Annotated in this window: 14 protein-coding genes; 6 read left to right on the top strand and 8 right to left on the bottom strand. The window is 69.0% G+C overall.

Features of this window, described 5'->3' with window-relative positions; genetic code table 11:
* Positions 1–16: 16 nt before the first annotated feature.
* The 4 genes from AB0H84_RS30790 to AB0H84_RS30775 form a co-directional block, all read right to left on the bottom strand.
* Positions 17–1,528 (bottom strand): protein kinase family protein, encoded by a 1,512-nt coding sequence (locus AB0H84_RS30790; RefSeq protein WP_357611723.1) that lies wholly within the window; start codon positions 1,526–1,528, stop codon positions 17–19.
* Between the two features lie 166 nt (positions 1,529–1,694).
* Complete coding sequence (gene murJ / locus AB0H84_RS30785; RefSeq protein ID WP_357611720.1) at positions 1,695–3,299, bottom strand: murein biosynthesis integral membrane protein MurJ; 1,605 nt, start codon at positions 3,297–3,299, stop codon at positions 1,695–1,697.
* Complete coding sequence (locus AB0H84_RS30780; RefSeq protein WP_357611717.1) at positions 3,296–5,413, bottom strand: DUF6049 family protein; 2,118 nt, start codon at positions 5,411–5,413, stop codon at positions 3,296–3,298. The genes murJ and AB0H84_RS30780 overlap by 4 nt, the downstream gene beginning before the upstream one ends.
* A gap of 50 nt (positions 5,414–5,463) precedes the next feature.
* Positions 5,464–5,994: a YbaK/EbsC family protein gene (locus tag AB0H84_RS30775; RefSeq protein ID WP_357611714.1), complete on the bottom strand. Its 531-nt coding sequence runs from the start codon at positions 5,992–5,994 to the stop codon at positions 5,464–5,466.
* Between the two features lie 151 nt (positions 5,995–6,145).
* Here AB0H84_RS30775 and AB0H84_RS30770 point away from each other — a divergent pair, with 151 nt between their 5' ends.
* Positions 6,146–7,546: a CCA tRNA nucleotidyltransferase gene (locus AB0H84_RS30770; protein ID WP_357611798.1), complete on the top strand. Its 1,401-nt coding sequence runs from the start codon at positions 6,146–6,148 to the stop codon at positions 7,544–7,546.
* Here AB0H84_RS30770 and AB0H84_RS30765 read toward each other — a convergent pair.
* Positions 7,497–8,801: an MFS transporter gene (locus tag AB0H84_RS30765; RefSeq protein ID WP_357611711.1), complete on the bottom strand. Its 1,305-nt coding sequence runs from the start codon at positions 8,799–8,801 to the stop codon at positions 7,497–7,499. The genes AB0H84_RS30770 and AB0H84_RS30765 overlap by 50 nt on opposite strands.
* 105 nt (positions 8,802–8,906) lie before the next feature.
* Between AB0H84_RS30765 and idi the strand changes: the two genes are divergently transcribed.
* On the top strand, positions 8,907–9,491 hold the full coding sequence (gene idi / locus AB0H84_RS30760; protein ID WP_357611708.1) for an isopentenyl-diphosphate Delta-isomerase: 585 nt from the start codon (positions 8,907–8,909) through the stop codon (positions 9,489–9,491).
* Positions 9,492–9,521: 30 nt separating this feature from the next.
* Here idi and AB0H84_RS30755 read toward each other — a convergent pair whose 3' ends face one another.
* Entirely contained in the window at positions 9,522–10,601 is a 1,080-nt protein-coding gene (locus AB0H84_RS30755; RefSeq protein WP_357611705.1) for an inositol-3-phosphate synthase, read from the bottom strand.
* A 13-nt stretch (positions 10,602–10,614) separates the two neighbouring features.
* Positions 10,615–11,205, bottom strand: a complete 591-nt coding sequence (locus AB0H84_RS30750) for a PadR family transcriptional regulator (RefSeq protein WP_357611795.1) — start codon at positions 11,203–11,205, stop codon at positions 10,615–10,617.
* A 133-nt stretch (positions 11,206–11,338) separates the two neighbouring features.
* Between AB0H84_RS30750 and AB0H84_RS30745 the strand changes: the two genes are divergently transcribed.
* The 4 genes from AB0H84_RS30745 (at position 11,339) to AB0H84_RS30730 (ending at position 16,806) form a co-directional block, all read left to right on the top strand.
* Positions 11,339–11,725, top strand: a complete 387-nt coding sequence (locus AB0H84_RS30745) for a DUF5318 family protein (RefSeq protein ID WP_357611702.1) — start codon at positions 11,339–11,341, stop codon at positions 11,723–11,725.
* A 232-nt stretch (positions 11,726–11,957) separates the two neighbouring features.
* Positions 11,958–14,426: a transglycosylase domain-containing protein gene (locus AB0H84_RS30740; protein ID WP_357611699.1), complete on the top strand. Its 2,469-nt coding sequence runs from the start codon at positions 11,958–11,960 to the stop codon at positions 14,424–14,426.
* Entirely contained in the window at positions 14,423–15,745 is a 1,323-nt protein-coding gene (locus tag AB0H84_RS30735; protein WP_357611696.1) for a glycosyltransferase 87 family protein, read from the top strand. Before AB0H84_RS30740 ends, AB0H84_RS30735 begins: the two co-directional genes overlap by 4 nt.
* A complete protein-coding gene (locus tag AB0H84_RS30730; protein ID WP_357611693.1) occupies positions 15,742–16,806 on the top strand; it encodes a mannosyltransferase family protein in 1,065 nt (354 codons plus the stop codon). The genes AB0H84_RS30735 and AB0H84_RS30730 overlap by 4 nt, the downstream gene beginning before the upstream one ends.
* Before the next feature lie 63 nt (positions 16,807–16,869).
* On the opposite strand, the gene AB0H84_RS30725 is transcribed toward AB0H84_RS30730, so the two are convergent.
* Positions 16,870–17,613: a deoxyribonuclease IV gene (locus AB0H84_RS30725; RefSeq protein ID WP_357611690.1), complete on the bottom strand. Its 744-nt coding sequence runs from the start codon at positions 17,611–17,613 to the stop codon at positions 16,870–16,872.
* Positions 17,614–17,619 lie beyond the last annotated feature (6 nt).

Raw genomic sequence — 17,619 nt, 5'->3', positions numbered from 1 at the left:
AAGAGGGATTCCTGATTTATGCCGATCCGGGAGAGTGCACCACTACCTCATAGATGGTGCCATGAAAGTTGCCCGCATCCGCCGGAAGACGCGTAAACCAGATCAAAACGTACTGACCGGTTGCCGGTTGATCAGGGGCCAGCGTGGTCTTGCCGGCCGCGTTCTTCTGAGTCGCCACCGTCTTCAGCGAGCCCAGATCGGACGAGTCGCCCACCTTGAGCTCGACCGTCGCACCCGGAGCATCGGACAGCGTAGCGACCACGTCGCTGATCTGCATGGACTTGCCCATGTCGAGCAGCAGGCCGACGCCCTTCTTCAGGTTGCCCAGGTCGGCGCTGGTGTAGCCCTCCGTCTTCCACAGGGTGCTGGGCTTGCCGTCGATGGCGAGTTCGGCCATGTCGGACTTCTCGTCCTTGTCGCCGAGTGGGTCGAATCCCTGTGCCTTCTTCGGCTTGACCACCTGGGCCTCGGCCGAGGCCGACGTGGAGCTGCTGGGGGTGCCGCCCTTTGCCTCGGGCGTGGTCGGGCTGCCCAGGCTACGGCCGATCGTCCAGGCGCCGACGCCCACGGCCGCGATGACGAGCAGCACGACCAGCGTCATCAGCACCCGGTTGAGCGTGCTGCCGCCGCCGTTGTGCGGGGGGCGCGGCGTGGGCGGCAGCGGCGGGACCGTGAGTTGCTGGCGGTGCGCGATGTCCAGGCCCTCGGTGTGGGAGGCGGAGGCCACCGCGGGGGTCGAGGGGTAGGCGATCGGGATCGGCATGGGCCTGGCCACGTCGGCCAGCGCCTCGGCGACCTGGGACGGGCTGGCCAGCGCGCCCTGACCCTTGCGGGCCTCGGGCAGGCACGCGCGTACGGTGACCGTGTCGAGGTAGCTCGGCACCCCGGCGGTGACCTGGCGGGGCGTGCAGAAGTGACCGTCGGTCATGGGGGCCGCGGGCAGCCCGCCCTCTTCCTCGTCGCCCGGCCAGTGGCCGGTCAGCCCCGCGTACAGCAGCCGGCCGAGGCCCTCGGCGTCGTCGAGCGCCGGCTGGTCGGTGGTGAGCCCGGACAGCGCCGCGTCGACGGCCACGCCGAGCACCTTGACCGTGTTGCCGGTCGTCCACACCAGGTGGGACGGGCGCAGGCACAGGTGGTAGAGCTGCGCCTCGTGGGCGTGCGCGAGGGCCTCCGCGGCCTCGGCCACCAGCCCGGCCGCCCGCTCGGGCTCCAGCGGGCCGGAGGCGAGCAGGTCGGTCAGGGACTCGCCGGTGACCCACTCGCTGACGACGTAAGCGGCCTTCTCTTCCTCCGCGGCGTCGAACACCTGCGTCAGGCGCGGGTCGGTCAGCCGGCTCGCGGCGCGGGCGGCCGTGACGACCTCGTGCACGCGGGGGAAGTCGGGCGCGAACGTGTGGACGGCCACGGGCCGCGCGAGTATCTCGTCGATGGCCTTCCACAGCGTGGCGCCGTCGGACTCGCTGACGCGGTCCTCGAGCCGGAAACGCTCGGCCAGACGGGTGCCGGGTTCGACGGCCGACGTGCTCACAGGCTCACTCCGCTTGGCCGATCGGGCGTGTTCATGACTTGAATCACCTGCGTGGTGGTGTCCCACGAAGGCACGCTATGCCGGGTGGATCCGCCCACGCCCCTCCTGCTTCCATTCGCGCGTGTCGGGCTCCATGGTAGTGCCGAGTGGAATCGGCCCGCGTTCTTTACCGACCTACCCGCCCCGCGACCATCCCAACGATGGAATTGACCTCCGGGATGCGCATTCTGTGGGCGACGCCGAGATAGAGCAGCAATCCCAGGCCCCCGCCCACGGCCAGCACGATCAGGGAGTTGACGAACCCTAGCCCGGTGAACACTCCCGTGACCACCCAGACCGCCGCCAGCGCCACCGCGGCCGTGGGCATGGCCGCGAGGTACATCCTGGTCAGCGCCATGCCGATGGTCCAGCCGCCCAGCCCTCGGACCCGGCGGCTGGCCAGCCACCAGGCGGCGAGCCCGCCCAGCGCGTACGCGATGGCGTACGCGAGCGCCAGCCCCATCACGACGTAACGGGCCGGCAGCAGCGCGTTGAACAGCACCATGAGGGCCGCGTTGACCGCCGTCGTGCCCGCGCCGATGAAGACCGGCGTGCGGGTGTCGCCGAAGCTGTAGAAGACCCGGAGCAGCAGCTGGAACAGTGCGAACGGCACCAGCGCGAGCCCGTACACCTGCAGCACGTTGCCGATGTAGACGGCGTCGGCGACGCTGTTGGCGCCGTGGCCGTAGATGGGCACGGTGATCGCCGGACCGAGCACCATGAGCAGCAGCGACACCGGCACCATGAGCGAGCAGATCAGCCGCACGCTCGACCCGAACTCGCTGCGCACGTCGTCGAGCCGCCCTTCGCCGACGGCCCGGCTCATCCTGGGCAGCATGGCGGTGATCACCGAGACGCCGATGACGCCGTACGGGAGCTGGAAGAGCTGGAACGCCAGCGTGTACGGGCTGATGCCGTGGCCGCTCACCACCTCTCCCGCCGCGCTGGCGAGGTTGGTGGTCAGCATGAAGCCGAGCTGAGTGACGATCACGTAGCCGATCGTCCAGACGCCGGCCCTGCCCATCTCGCCCAGCCGGGCGTTGCGCACGTCGAAGCGGGGCACGAAGGCGAATCCCACCCGCTTGAGCGCGACGACGAGGATGGCCGCCTGGACCACGATGCCCGCCGTGGTGCCCACGCCGAGCAGCGCCAGGCCACCGGTGCTGACCATGTTGACGTCGCTGCCGAAGCCCAGCACGGCGTAGACCAGGAACACCCCGATGACGACCAGGTTGTTGGCCACGGGGGCCCACATGGGAGCGCCGTAGCGGTCGCGGGTGTTGAGGATGGCGCCGGCCACCGCGCCGACGCCGAAGAAGGCGAGCTGCGGCAGGATGAAGCGGGCCAACATGACCGCGGCCTCGTATTTGGGGCTGGTCGGAGCCCAGTCGGTGTAGAGGTCGATCAGCAGCGGCGCGGCGAACACCGCCACCACCGCCACCCCGATCAGCACCACCGCGGAGAGCGTCAGCAGCCGCTGCTCGTACGCCCGGCCGCCGTCGGGGTCGTGCTGCTGCGCCCGGACGATCATCGGCACCACGACGCTGCTCAGCACGCCGAGAAGGAGCAGGTCGAGGATGCTGTACGGGATCGCGTACGCGGCGTTGTAGGAGTCGCCCAGTGCGGCCGTGCCGATGGCGTAGGCCAGCACCATGGTCCGCACGAACCCCGTCACCCTGGACACCATCGTGCCCGCCGCCATGACGGCGCTGGCCCGAAGCATGCGGCTCATACGGACTCACTCTCCCGGGTCTTGGCTGCGCGCGCGAGCTTCCGTTCTGACCTGCGTCGCAGCACCCGCGTCACCACGGCGGCGAGCATCACGGTCAGCGCGGCGCCCACGATCACCGAGGCGATCCCGGTGTAGCCGGTCGTACGGATGGTCAGCCGCTGCGGCTCGCCGTACGGCTGGCCGTCGGCCGTCTTGAGCTGGACGGTCACCGTCGCGTCGCCGCTGGTGCCGGGGGCGGCGTTCATCGGCACCTGCACCATGCCGCTCTGCCGAGGGCCGATCGTCATCGGCTCCTGCTTCGGCGGGAAGTTGACCTGCAGCAGCTCGGGGTTGTTGGACGTGACGTCGATGTGGAGGGCGATCGGCACGCCCAGCTCGTTCTTGACGCTGATCGGGATCACGCCGCTGCTGCCCGCCAGCGTGCGCGTCCGGTTGGGGCCGGACCCGGTGATCTTGATCATGTCGATCTGGGCCGTCACCGCCGCGTTGACCAGCTTGTACGCCGAGCGGCCCACACGGGTGTTGTTGCGCCAGGCCGACGAGGTCAGCCTGAGCACCGCCGCGTCGAAGGCCGACGGCGCCTTGCTCTCCGTGATCAGGGACGTGAGCTGCGCCTCCGAGGTGACCTCCTTGACCGGGGTGAGGTATTTCCCGGTCAGCTCGTCCTTGCGGTCCTGATCGGTGTAGGTCAGCCCGGCGCGCGGGACGGCCAGTCTCGTCGGCTTCAGCGAGTCGATCGGGGTCAGCTTCAGCCAGGGCAGCTTGGTCGCGGTCTTCATCAGCTCGGTGACGAGCTTCGGGTTGGGGTCCCAGCGGCGCGACGGGGCGATGACGATCGACCTGGGCGACGTCTGGCCGGGCTCCGCGGCGATCATCGCGGTCTCGGCGATGAAGCGTTGCGTGCTGAGCAGCGTCGATGTGCCGGCCGCCGGCTCGAACAGCTTGCTCAGCCCGGCGTCGGCCATCAATGCGGTGACGGGCCCGTTCACCGAGTCGAGCGTGGCGGCGGCGTCGGGCGTGAACGGCACGGGTGGCTGCGGCGGCAGGTTGGTGGGGTTGAGCAGGACCTTGTCGACCTTGTCCGTGCTGACGGAGAGCAGGTCGAGCGCGTCGGCGTCGAGCACGCCCGCGGGCGGCCAGTTGACGTTCGTCTTGACCTCGCGCCGCAGCAGCGACGCGAGCTTCTGCTTGCCCAGCGCGATCGCCTTGCCGGGCTGCGCGTCCAGCCCCTGGTGCGCGAGCGCGGCCACGTCGGGATCGGCGTACGGGACCGCGAACACCGGAGAGGCGGCCAGCGCGGTGCCCATGGTCGTCAGCCAGCTCGTGGCCTCGGCGCTGGCCGGCCTGTCCTGGACGCCGTCCTTGGTCTTGACCTGGTACTTCGCCTTGGACATCGCGGTGAGGTCGTCGAGCAGGCCGGGCTCGACGAACCAGCTGACGTTCTTGGGGGCCGCCTGCGCGATGCGCGCCAGATCGGCGAGCCGCCCCTTGCCGGTCACCGACTGGCTCAGCTTGTCGTCCAGGAACAGGGGGTTGTCGGTCGCCCGGTGCGGCTGGTCGATGACGGGCAGGGCGATGGCGAGCTTGTTGCGCGGCAGCTTCGGCACCGTGGGCGGCGCGTAGGTGACGTACGTGCGCTGCGCGGGGGTGATCGCCACGTTGAACTGGGACACCTCCACGGCCACCGGGTAGACCCCGAAAGAGGGGACCGCGGGGTAGGTGAGCTGCGCGGGCGTCGCGATGAACTCCCAGGTCACCTGGGCGCCCGCGGCCAGCGCCTGGACGTCGAAGCGGGAAGTGGGGGAGACGTTGGGCGGGAGTGCCGCCGGGTCGCTCTCGTAGGCGGCCATGGTGGCGCGGTCGGGGAACTTCTGTGGCGAGTAACGCAGGCGTACGCTCAGGCCGTTCATCGGCGTGCTGCCGTTGTTGCGCAGCGTGCCGGTGAACTTGATCACATCGGCCCGCGAGGTCGCCGGCTGCGGCGACATCGATGAAATCGAGAGGGAAATGTTCTGCCTGCTCGCCTTCGCGGTCTTCGTGGCAGCCGCGCCCGGCGCGGTCGCCACCACGGTGAAGGCGAGCAACGCGAAGAGCAGCGTGGCCTTACGGATCACGCGAATGCCCGAGCTGGAGTACGACGACGCACGCCCGCAATGGTACGGGTTCAGTGCCGCCGCGCGACCGCCTCACGTGATCCTTTCGCGCGGAGGTCGACCATCTTGCCTGGCAGGAGCGCCAACAGGTCGAGCACGCGCAGGGCCAGTGCGGTGTGCCGTTCGCCGGTGGCCGTGTAGACCGGATCGTCGTAGACGGGATCGTCGTCGTCCAGCAGCCGGTCGTCGACGAACATGGGCAGCGACTTCGGCAGCAGCAGCGGGCACACCAGCCCGCTCGCGTAGTCGGTGGCCGCGTTGACCACGTGGGCCGGGGCCGGTCGCACCCGGCGTACACCGAGCACTCCACCGACGGCTCCCAGCGGCGGTGGCGCCGACACGGGGGAGGTGAACGCGATGACGACCTCGCGGCCGACCCTCGTGGCGACTTCGAGCACAGTGACCATCAGGCACCTGTCGGGTGCCGCCGAGACCGCCTCCGGCAGATCTTCCGCGCATGTCATGGGACGCGGAAGGCGTACGATCTCATGATGGACCTGGTGTGCGAGGAGCCAGCGGTGGATCGCGAGGGCGTCCTTCATATAGTCCTCCTTGCCTTGTTCCATGGCCCCCGACGGTCCCAAGACCGACGGTAACCCCGACCCGGTGTGGCTCGGGGGATATGTTTCGGCAGCACAAGAAGGACCAATCCGCTTGTCCGACTCAACTCTGACTGACAGCCAGCGACGGGCCATGACGGACCTGTTCCGCAAGATCGCACCGGTGGCCGACGAGCTCGGCCGCCTCTTCGCCGCGCAGGGGCACGAGCTGGCCCTCGTCGGCGGACCCGTACGCGACCTGCTGCTCGGCCGCATCGGCAACGACCTCGACCTGACCACCGACGCCCGCCCCGAGCGGGTGCTGGAGATCGTCAGGGACTGGGCCGACGCCGTGTGGACGATCGGCATCGACTTCGGCACCGTGGGGCTGCGCAAGGGCAGCTGGCTGATCGAGGTGACGACGTACCGGAGCGAGTCGTACGACCCGAAGTCGCGCAAGCCCGAGGTCATGTACGGCGAGACGCTCGAGGAGGACCTGGAGCGGCGCGACTTCGCGGTCAACGCGATGGCCGTGCGGCTGCCCGGGCACGAGTTCGTCGACCCCTACGGCGGGCTCGACGATCTGCGGGCCAAGGTGCTGCGCACGCCGGGCACCCCCGAGCAGTCCTTCGGCGACGACCCGCTGCGCATGCTGCGGGCCGCCCGGTTCGCCTCGCAGCTCGGGTTCCGCGTGGACGAGCAGGCCGTGGCGGCGATGACCGAGATGGCCGGGCGCATCGAGATCGTCTCGGCCGAGCGCATCCGCGACGAGCTCGACAAGCTCATCTGCGGCGCCAACCCGCGCGAGGGCCTGCGGCTGCTCGTCGAGACCGGCCTGGCCGCGCACGTGCTGCCCGAGCTGCCCAAGCTCCGCCTGGAGATCGACGAGCACCACCGGCACAAGGACGTCTACGAGCACACGCTGACCGTGCTCGACCAGGCCATCGCGCAGGAGGAGGACGGCAAGCCCGACCGGACCCTGCGCTGGGCGGCGCTCCTGCACGACATCGGCAAGCCGAAGACGCGCCGCCACGAGACGGGCGGGCGGGTGTCGTTCCACCACCACGAGGTGGTCGGCGCGCAGATGACGAAGAAGCGGCTCACCGAGCTGAAGTTCCCCAAGGACGTGGTGACGGACGTCGCGCGCCTGGTCGAGCTGCACCTGCGCTTCCACGGCTACGGCACGGGCGAGTGGACCGACAGCGCCGTACGCCGTTACGTGCGCGACGCCGGTCACCTGCTGGACCGGCTGCACAAGCTGACCAGGGCCGACTGCACCACGCGCAACAAGCGCAAGGCGGCGGCGCTGTCCCGCACCTACGACAACCTCGAGGAGCGCATCTCCAGGCTCGCCGAGGAGGAGGAGCTGGCCAAGATCCGCCCCGAGCTGGACGGCAACGAGATCCAGCGCGTCCTGGGCGTCGGGCCCGGGCCGGTGGTGGGGCGCGCCTACAAGTTCCTGCTCGAGCTCAGGCTCGACAAGGGCCTGATCGGCAAGGAGGCGGCTACCGAGGCGTTGTCGGAGTGGGCTCGGTCGAACGGCCTTGGCGGATGATCATCCGGTAGACGAGGGCCGCCACGGGGTAGCCGACGGAGATGATCGCGACGGCGACGTAGGACTTGCCGTTGGCGGGCAGGATCACCGCCGCCAGGGCCGCGGCCAGCACGTACATGCCGTTGAAGAGCATGTCGTAGATGGAGAACGCGCGGCCCAGGTAGATGTCCTCGACGTCGCGCTGGACCGTGGTGTCGGCGCAGATCTTGACGCTCTGCCCGGCCACCCCGAGCACGAACCCGGCCGCCGGCAGCCCCCACTCCTGGAACGGCAGCACCAGCGCGGCCGTCAGCACCCCGGCCGCCGACAGCGCGATCGGCACCCACCGCGTGATCGTGAACCGCGCGGTCGCGTACGGGGTGATGATCACGGCCAGGAAGTAGCCGACACCGGACGTGGCCACGACGATACTGACCCCGCGCAGGGCGGCCTCGGGGTCGCCGTCGGTGAAGTAGTAGCGGTAGAGGATGATGCCGAGCGCGGTCGCCATGCCGTAGAGGAAGCGGTGCGCGGCCATCGCTCCCACAGTGGCGGCGGCCACGCGGTGGCGGACGAGGTGTCCGGCGCCGTCCGCGAGCCCGATCAGCACGTTGCGCAGGGCCTCGCGCGCCTGCGGCTTCCTGGGGTCGTACTCCGGGCCGAGCAGGTCACGTGCCATCGTCCGGGCCACCAGCGCGCTCAGCCCGAACACCACGCCGGAGGTCACCAGCAGCAGCGCGACGCCCCGGTCGGTGCCGCCGAACACCTCGCGCAGCAGGAACCCCACGCCCGCGCCCACGAACGTCAGCACGGTGCCGGAGGTGGGGACGACCGCGTTGGCCGCCATCAGCCGGTCGGCCGGCACCACGTGCGGCAGTGAGGCGCCGAGCGCGGACAGGAAGAACCTGTTGACCCCGAGGACGCCGAGCGCCGCCGCGTAGAACACCGGGTCCGGCACGTCGGCGGCGACCAGCCCCGCCGTGACCAGCAGGAGCGCACCGCGCACGATGGGCGCGACCACCAGGATCTGCCGTCGCGACCAGCGGTCGATGAAGACGCCGACGAAGGGCCCGAGCACGCTGTACGGCAGCAGCAGCACGGCCAGCCCCGCGGCCACCTCGATCGCGGTCGTCTGGCTCTCGGGGCTGAAGAAGGCGAACCCCGTCACGCCGAACTGGAAGATCCCGTCGGAGAACTGGGAGATCAGCCGGGTGGCGAACAACCGGCGGAAATCTCGGCCCCGCAGGACGACACGTAGGTCGGCGACGAACGACACGCCGCAAGCCTAGTCCTCCGCGTCCCCTACGATGCCGGGAGATGTTCGCGTTGCAGGCGGCCCATGGGTTACCAGCGGTCGGCATGATCTCGTACGCTTCATAGCGTGACGATTGAGGAACACGTTGTGCTGGTCGACAGCGCCGGCCACGCACTCGGCACCGCGCCCAAGTCCGAGGTGCACGGTCGCGAGACGCCGCTGCACCTGGCGTTCTCCAGCTACGTCTTCGATCACGAAGGCCGCGTGCTGCTCACCAGGCGGGCAGACCGCAAGGTCACCTGGCCGGGGATCTGGACCAACAGCTGCTGCGGCCACCCGCTGCCGGGCGAGCCGCTGGACCGGGCGGTCGAGCGGCGGCTCTCCTACGAGCTGGGGCTCGCGGTGAAGAGCATCGACCTGATGCTGCCGACCTTCGCCTACCGCGCCGTCATGGCCAACGGGATCGTCGAGCACGAGCTCTGCCCGGTCTACCGCGTCACGGTCTCCTCGCCCGTCGTGCCCAACCCCGAAGAGGTGGGGGAGACGCGGTGGATGCCGTGGAAGGAGTTCACCGAGGGGGTGCTGAACGGGCTGCTGGCGATCTCGCCCTGGTGCCGGGAGCAGGTGCCGCTCCTCGACGAGCTCGGCTCCGACCCGGCGACCTGGCAGCCCGCGTCGCCGTCCGAGCTGCCCCCTGCGGCGCGCGTGTAGCGCGGCGCCGGGGGCAGCATCAGCGGCGGGTCAGCGCTCGACCTCGCCCCGGATGAACTTCTCGACGTACTCCCGGGCCTCGTCGTCCGAGAACTGCTCCGGCGGCGACTTCATGAAGTACGAGGAAGCCGAGAGGATGGGCCCCCCGATCCCGCGGTCGAGGGCGATCTTGGCGGCCCGTACCGCGTCGATGATGATCCCCGCCGAGTTGGGCGAGTCCCAGACCTCGAGCTTGTACTCGAGGTTGAGCGGCGTGTCGCCGAACGACCGCCCCTCCAGCCGCACGTACGCCCACTTCCGGTCGTCCAGCCACGGCACGTGGTCCGACGGCCCGATGTGCACGTCGGCCTTGCCCATCTCGTGCGGGATCTGCGAGGTGACCGACTGCGTCTTGGAGATCTTCTTCGACTGGAGCCGCTTGCGCTCCAGCATGTTCATGAAGTCCATGTTGCCGCCGAAGTTGAGCTGGTACGTGCGCAGCAGCTCCACCCCGCGGTCCTCGAACAGCTTGGCCAGCACGCGGTGCGTGATCGTGGCACCGACCTGCGACTTGATGTCGTCACCGACGATCGGCACCCCGGCCTCGGTGAACTTCTCCGCCCACACCGGGTCGGAGGCGATGAAGACCGGCAGCGCGTTGACGAAGGCGACACCCGCGTCGATGGCGCACTGCGCGTAGAAACGGTCCGCCTCCTCCGAGCCCACCGGCAGGTAGGAGACCAGGACGTCGACCTGGTTGTCACGGAGCACCTGGACCACGTCGACGGGCGCCTCGTCGGACTCCTCGACGATCTCCCGGTAGTACTCACCCAGGCCGTCGAAGGTGTGGCCGCGCTGGACCGTCACCCCCGTGGGCGGCACGTCGCAGATCTTGATCGTGTTGTTCTCGCTGGCGACGATCGCCTCCGAGAGGTCCCGGCCGACCTTCTTGGCGTCCACGTCGAACGCAGCGACGAACTCGACGTCGCCGACGTGGTAGTCGCCGAACTTCACGTGCATCAGGCCCGGCACCCGTACCTCCGGGTCGGCGTCCTTGTAGTAGTGAACGCCCTGGACCAGCGACGACGCGCAGTTGCCGACACCGACAATGGCCACGCGAACCGAACCCATCGCACTCGCTCCCTTACTCATCAGTTGACGTGGTATCTCCTTCGGGCCTGTCCTCGGACGAGGCCCGACGCTCCGTTGCGATCAGCTCGTTCAGCCAGCGCACCTCGCGCTCGACCGACTCGAGCCCATGACGCTGCAGCTCGAGCGTGTAACTGTCGAGACGCTCCCTGGTGCGCGCCAGCGCTGTGCGCACCGCGTCGAGCCGCTCCTCCAACCGGCTGCGACGCCCTTCGAGGATGCGCAGGCGCACCTCCGCCTCGGTGTGGCGGAAGAACGCGAAGTGCACGCCGAAGCTCTCGTCCTCCCAGGCGGAAGGACCGGCCTGCGTCAGCAGCTCTTGCAGCCGTTCCTTGCCTTCGGCGGTCAGCTTGTAAACGATCTTCGACCGGCCGCCGACGATCGTGGCAGGAGCGGGCTGCTCCTCCGCGATGAGGCCCTGAGTCAGCAGCGACCGCAGACAGGGGTACAGCGAACCGTAGGAGAACGCGCGGAACATCCCCAGCAGGGCGTTGAGCCGTTTGCGCAGCTCATAGCCGTGTAGCGGAGTCTCGTGCAGTGACCCGAGCACGGCCAGTTCCAAGACCCTGCCCTGTCCGCCGGCCACCGGAACCGCCTCCTCTCGCGTCGATGTATCGAGCCGATACATCTTGAGGATACGTCGACCCGCTATATGGCTGCAATCTACGAATCTGCCAAGCCGTTGGGATGGAGTCGCAAAACGCCGTAGTCTGGCGCTCATGTGGTCACAGAGAAGGGTGGTGGATTACGGCCTGGCGAAACGGGCGGTGGTCCGCTCTCTGCGCGCGGGGCGTTCGTCGCGCGGCGATGTCTGTGACGCACAGCCGTACCTCCTTCGCGCGGCGCGCTATTTCGGCGAGCCGACCGAACGCCTCTGCCCGGTCTGCGAGAGGGAGAACGTCACCAACGTGACCTATGTCTACGGCGATTCCCTTGGGCGGCATGCCGGTCAGGCAAAGGTCACGTCAGAACTCGTCGCAATGGCTCATGATTACGATGAGTTCCGCGTGTACGTGGTCGAGGTCTGCCAAGGTTGTTCCTGGAACCACCTGACGGTTTCGTACGTCCTTGGCAACGGACCGCCTGACCCCGCCGGCCAAGCGTGAAGACCGAGGGCGGCGAGAACCTCACGCCCAACCGCCGTTTATGTTCCGACGACGATGCGAGGACGTGTTGAGTAACAGCATGAATGAGGGGACGGCCCGCCCGGGGAGGCGCCGTCGTTCCAGCTCATCCCGTTCTGTGCCCGCTGGTTCCCCCCCGCAAACCGGCGAACCGGGCTGGGGAGCGACGGAGCCGCCGCGTCGTCCGGAAGCCGCCTACGAGCAGACCGGGGCCATGGCGGCGCAGCCGTACGACGAGGGTCCCGGCCGCGGCGACCAGCCGCCGCCGCGCTCGCGCGCCCGCCAGGACCCGCGCACGCTGAGTAACCAGGAGACGATCGTCAGCGACGCGCCGCGGCGCTCGCGAAGGCGGGGCGAAGGCGGGCCGCCCGAGCCACCAGGGCCGCCGACCAAGAAGGACGGCGGGAAGGGTGGCTGGCGCAGGTTCGTGCCGAGCTGGAAGATCGTCGTGGCCGGGTTCGTGGTGCTCGCGGCCGGCTTCTTCGGCATGATCATGATCGCGTACGCCAACACGCCGGTGCCGGACGTCGACCAGGCCAAGGCCGACGCGGTCGCGCAGCAGAGCACCATCTACTACCGGGACGGCAAGACCGAGATCGCCAAGCTCGGCACGAAGCGCGTGATCGTCCCGATCTCGAAGATGGACCAGACGGTCAGGGACGCCGCGGTGGCCATCGAGAACAAGACGTTCTACGAGGACTCCGGCATCTCCATCTCCGGTATGTTCCGCGCGCTCTACATGACCGCGACCGGGCAGCAGCTGCAGGGCGCCTCGACGATCACCCAGCAGATGGCCAGTAACTACTACGACGGCCTCAACCGAGAGATCTCGATCAAGCGCAAGATCAGCGAGATCTTCGTCGCGGTCAAGATCAACGACAAGCTGTCCAAGGAAAAGATCCTTGAGAACTACCTGAACACCGTCAACTTCGGCCGGGCCTACGGCGTCGAGGCCGCCGCCAAGGCGTACTTCGGTGACCGCGCCACGGCCGCGAAGCTGACTCCCGAGCAGGGCGCCTATCTCGCCGCGCGCATCCAGCAGCCCAACTGGGAGCCTGACGCCCCCGCGCTCAAGGACCGCTGGACCACCACCATCCAGTACATGGCCCAGCAGTGGCCCGACAGGTACGGCAACCTCCCGCAGACCGCCAAGTGGCCCAAGATCCGCAAGGACAGCAACGAGAACGAGCTCGGTGGCCTCAAGGGCTACATGGTGATGCAGGTCCTGCAGGAGCTGAAGGATCGCGGCCTCCCCCCTGACGCGGTCAGGAGCAGCGGCTTCCACATCACCTCGACCTTCGACAGGAAGCTCATGCTGGCCGCCAAGGAGGCGGTGCAGAGCACGACCAGCAGCATGAGCAAGGAGTACCACGCGGGGCTGGCCGCCGTTAACCCGAAGAACGGCCGGATCCTGGCGTTCTACGGCGGCAGCAACTACGTCAAGGACCCGTTCAACGAGCCCTTCGACGCCAAGAAGCAGGCCGCCTCCGCGTTCAAGCCGTATGTGCTGGCGGCCTGGCTGCAGGCCGGCTACTCGCTCAAGAGCTACGTGCCTGGCAACGAGACGGTGCCGAAGGAGATTCCCGGCATCCAGAAGGAAGGCATCAGGAACAGCCACAACGTCGGCCAAGCCATCGATGTGGTCAAGGCCACCGCCCAGTCGGTCAACACGGCGTACGTGTCGATGGCATACGCGCTGCCCGGCAAGATCGATGAAGTGAAGAACCTCGTCGAGTCGGCCGGGTTCGACCAGAAGCGTATGGAAGCCGACGTCAACGAGCACAGCTACCAGTTCGCCATCGGCAGCGCCCCGGTGAGCGCGGTCGAGCAGGCCGCCGGCTACTCCATCTTCGCCAACGGCGGCAAGTACACCAAGTACCACGTCGTGCAGGAAGTCAGGCAGGGCAAGCAGGTCGTCTACCCCGAGCAGCGGGCCTCCAAGCAGGTCGTCGACCCGGGCGTGGCCGCCGACGCCACGGTGGCCATGCAGGAGGTGCTGCGCAGCGGCACCGCGGCGGGCCAGGGCCTGGGCAACCGGCCGGCCGCCGGCAAGACCGGCACGAACAACAACGAGAAAGAGGCCTGGTTCGTCGGCTACACGCCGCAGATCTCGGCCGCCGTCGGGTTCTACCGCGAGCAGTGCAAGACGAAGAAGGGCAGGGTCGTGGAGCCCATCAACTCCAGCTGCCCGGAGACGCCCCGCGGCAAGCCGAGCTCGAAGTACAACAGGGACAACCCCTACTCGACGGCATACGAGGTGTCCCTGGGCTTCGAAGGGGCCGGTCCGCCCACGGCCACCTGGCACAAGTTCATGACGCTCGCCCACGAGGGCCTGCCCGTCGAGCAGTTCCCGAAGCGGGCCGAGATCGGGGTGCCCGAGAACATCGTGCCGAGCCCGACGCCCACGCCGAAGCCGACCGAGGACGACCCGTTCGACACCGGGGACGACCCGCTGGGCGACCAGGGCAACCAGGACTGCTTCGTCAACCCGTGCAACGACAACGTCACCCCCACCGAGGAGCCGACCATCGACGATGGCGGCGATGACACCGGGTTCCCGCAGACCGCCAACGGCGACGTGGCCGGCGGCAACAACGGCAACGGTCACGGCAACGGTGGCGGCCGGCTGCCCGCGCCGAAGCCCACGGGCTGGGCCTCGATGCCCAGGTCTGAGGAGCGGTGACGAGCACGGAGGCGCGCGCCCCCTTCGTGGCGCGCGCCGTGCCGTACCTCCCCCTGGGGCTGATCGCCGCCCTGGGGGCGACCCTCGCGTACGTGGTGCGGCTGCCGTGCCGCACCGGCGGCTGGAATGACCAGGTCTCGACGTACACGAACTTCTGCTACACCGACATCTACCCCCTGTACTTCGACAGGGAGCTGGCGACGCAGAACCCCTATTTCGCCCACGTGCCGTTCGACAAGCAGGTCGAGTACCCGGTCGTGCTGGGCGAGGTCATGCAGGTGATCAGCTGGATCGCCAGGGCGCTCACGCCTGACAGGGTCGCGCAGGCGGTCAGGTTCTACGACCTGACGGTCGTCCTGCTCGGCGTCTGCCTGGTGGCCGGCGTGCTGCTGATGGCCGCGGTGGCCGGGCCGACGCGGCGGTGGGACGCGCTCTGGTACGCCGTCTCGCCCGCCGTGGTGCTGGCCGCCTACATCAACTGGGACCTGGTCGCGGGCGCGCTGTCGATGGGCATGCTGCTGGCCTGGGCACGCCGCCAACAGGTGCTGGCCGGGGTGCTGCTGGGGCTCGCCATCGCGACCAAGTTCTACCCCTTGATGTTCCTGGGCGCGCTGTTCCTGCTCACGTGGCGTACCGGGCGATGGCGGCCGTTCCTGGTCACGCTGGCCTCGACCGCCGGCGCGTGGCTCGTCGTCAACGTGCCGTTCATGGTTTTAGCGTGGGATGGCTGGCGCAGGTTCTACGTCTTCTCCGAGGAGCGCGGGGTCGACTGGGGATCGCCGTGGCTGTTCTTCCAGAGCAAGGGCTGGGCCATCCTGGGCGAGGGCGACGTGAGCAGGCTCGGCATGGCCTCCCTGGCCATCCTGTGCCTGGGCATCGCCGTGCTCACGCTGGCCGCGCCGCGCCGGCCCCGGCTGGCGCAGATCTGCTTCCTGGCGCTGGCGGCCTTCATGATGACGAACAAGGTGTGGTCGCCGCAGTTCGTGCTCTGGCTGGTGCCGTTCGCCGTGCTGGCCAGGCCCAACTGGAAGCCGCTCGTGCTGTGGCAGCTCGCCGAGGTCTGGTACTTCGCCGCCATCTGGCTCTACCTGCTCGCCCAGCCACCGCTCAGCCGGAACGACCTGGGCATCGGTGACGACACGTACTTCACCGCCGTATGGGGGCGGGTCATCACGATCGGGATCATGATGGCGTTCGTGGTCAGGGACATCCTCCGTCCGCACAAGGATGTGGTGCGCCAGGCGGACATCGACGATCAGGGAGGCGGCGTCTTCGACGACGCGCCCGACCGGTTCACGCTCACCTCCGCCGTCCGATGATCACCCGCTCGGCCGGCCGGGACGCGCTGCTGCTCTGGCTCGGCTCGCGGGCCGGGCTGCTGATGGCGACGCTGCTCGGGACGGCGCTCACCGCGTACACCGGCAAGTGGCGCCAGTGGGACGCCGGGCTGTTCATCACGATCGCCCAGTACGGCTACGACGGCGAGCCCGGCCGGCCGGTGGACCAGGGGCTGCCCGCGTTCTTCCCCGGGTTACCGGTGGTGCTGCGGGCCGTGCACGTCATCGTGCCGGACTGGGCGGCGGCCGGGCTGCTGATCTCGCTGGTCGCCGGGGCGGTGGCCATGGTGGCGCTGGCCCGGCTGGCCGAGATGGAGGGCGCGTCCGGCTGGATGGCGGTGCTGGCGCTGCTGCTCTTCCCGATGGCGGTCTTCCTGGCGGCGGGCTACAGCGAGTCGCTCTTCCTGGCCTTCGCGATCCCGGCCTGGCTGGCCGCCAGGCGGGGGCTGTGGTCCGCCGCCGCGCCGCTCGCGGCGGGGGCCTCGTGCGTGCGGATCACGGGGCTGTTCCTCGCGATCGCGCTCGTCGTGGAGTTCGTCACGCACAAGGAGTCCGTACGGCGGGCCGGATGGCTGGCCGTGCCGTTCGTGCCGCTGGTGGCGTACTCGTACTACCACTACAGCCGCTCGGGGGACTGGCTGGCCTGGAAGCATGCGCAGGAGGCCGGGTGGGGGCGCGACTTCGTGTGGCCCTGGCAGGCGTGGAAGACGACCTGGCGCTCGGCCATGGGCTCCGACGACTTCGCCGTGGCCTTCCGGATGGAGATCGCCGGGGCCGTGGTGGCGTTCGCGGTGCTCATCTGGCTGCTCCTGCTGCGCAGGTGGAGCGAGCTTGTCTACACGGGGTTGCAGGCGGCGGCGCTGATGACGTCGGCGTACTACCTGTCGATCCCGCGCTCGCTGCTGCTGTGGTTCCCGCTGTGGGTGCTGGTCGCGAAGGTCTCGACCAGGAAGCCGTGGGTGCTGGTGCTGTACGCGCTGATCCTCGGGCCGCTCATGCTGCTCAACGCGGGGCGGTTCCTGAGCGGCGCGTGGGCGGGCTGATCTCTATACCCGCTTCTTCGTCTAAGTAATCCAGGAAAGTTATCCACAGGCTGTGTGTATTTCCTAGAGGTTCTTCCGCAGGAACGCGATGTCGTCGGCCTGGCCCTCGGCGGGCGTCTCCACCACGATCGGCGCCCCGGCCGCCCGGCAGACCGCCAGGATCAGGTCGGGATCGATCTTCCCCTTGCCCAGGTTGGCGTGGCGGTCGGCGCCGGAGTCGAAGTCGTCGCGCGAGTCGTTGCAGTGGACCAGGTCGATCCGCCCGGTGATCGCCTTGACCCGCTCGACCAGGTCGACCAGCTCCTCGCCGCCCGCGTGCGCGTGGCAGGTGTCGAGGCAGAAGCCCACGTCGAACCCGTCGAGCGCCTCCCACAGGCGGGCGATGCGCTCCAGCTTGCGCGCCATCGCGTTGCCGCCGCCCGCGGTGTTCTCGATCAGCACGGGGATCGGGCACTCCATGCGCTCGAACACCTTGCGCCAGTTGTCGAACCCCGTCTGCGGGTCGTCGTTCTTGTTGACGTGGCCGCCGTGCACGATCAGGCCCTTGGCGCCGAGGCCCGCGGCCGCCTTGAGGTGCTGCTCGAGCAGCTTGCGGCTGGGGATCCTGATGCGGTTGTTCGTCGTGGCCACGTTGACCAGATAAGGGGCGTGGATGTAGATGTCGACGCCCTCGACCGGCTTGGCGGGCAGCACCGGTTTGTCGTAACCCTGGGGATCCCCGAGGAAGAACTGCACCACCTCGGCCCCCACCTCCGCGGCGTGAGCGGCGGGGTCGTCCTGATTGACATGGGCTCCGATGCGCAGCATGTCACG

Source organism: Nonomuraea sp. NPDC050786 (assembly GCF_040654115.1).
Classification (GTDB): Bacteria; Actinomycetota; Actinomycetes; order Streptosporangiales; family Streptosporangiaceae; genus Nonomuraea.
The sequence above is the reverse complement of the archived record's forward strand: the minus strand, read 5'-3'. Positions and strand labels throughout refer to the sequence as shown.

Excerpts from the sequence above, each read along its gene's own strand:
- AB0H84_RS30730 (WP_357611693.1), top strand. The coding sequence starts at position 15,742 with ATGATCACCCGCTCGGCCGGCCGGGACGCGCTGCTGCTCTGGCTCGGC.
- AB0H84_RS30770 (WP_357611798.1), top strand. The coding sequence starts at position 6,146 with ATGACGGACCTGTTCCGCAAGATCGCACCGGTGGCCGACGAGCTCGGC.
- AB0H84_RS30745 (WP_357611702.1), top strand. The coding sequence starts at position 11,339 with ATGTGGTCACAGAGAAGGGTGGTGGATTACGGCCTGGCGAAACGGGCG.
- murJ (WP_357611720.1), bottom strand. The coding sequence starts at position 3,299 with ATGAGCCGCATGCTTCGGGCCAGCGCCGTCATGGCGGCGGGCACGATG.
- AB0H84_RS30740 (WP_357611699.1), top strand. The coding sequence starts at position 11,958 with ATGGCGGCGCAGCCGTACGACGAGGGTCCCGGCCGCGGCGACCAGCCG.
- AB0H84_RS30755 (WP_357611705.1), bottom strand. The coding sequence starts at position 10,601 with ATGGGTTCGGTTCGCGTGGCCATTGTCGGTGTCGGCAACTGCGCGTCG.
- AB0H84_RS30775 (WP_357611714.1), bottom strand. The coding sequence starts at position 5,994 with ATGAAGGACGCCCTCGCGATCCACCGCTGGCTCCTCGCACACCAGGTC.
- AB0H84_RS30725 (WP_357611690.1), bottom strand. The coding sequence starts at position 17,613 with ATGCTGCGCATCGGAGCCCATGTCAATCAGGACGACCCCGCCGCTCAC.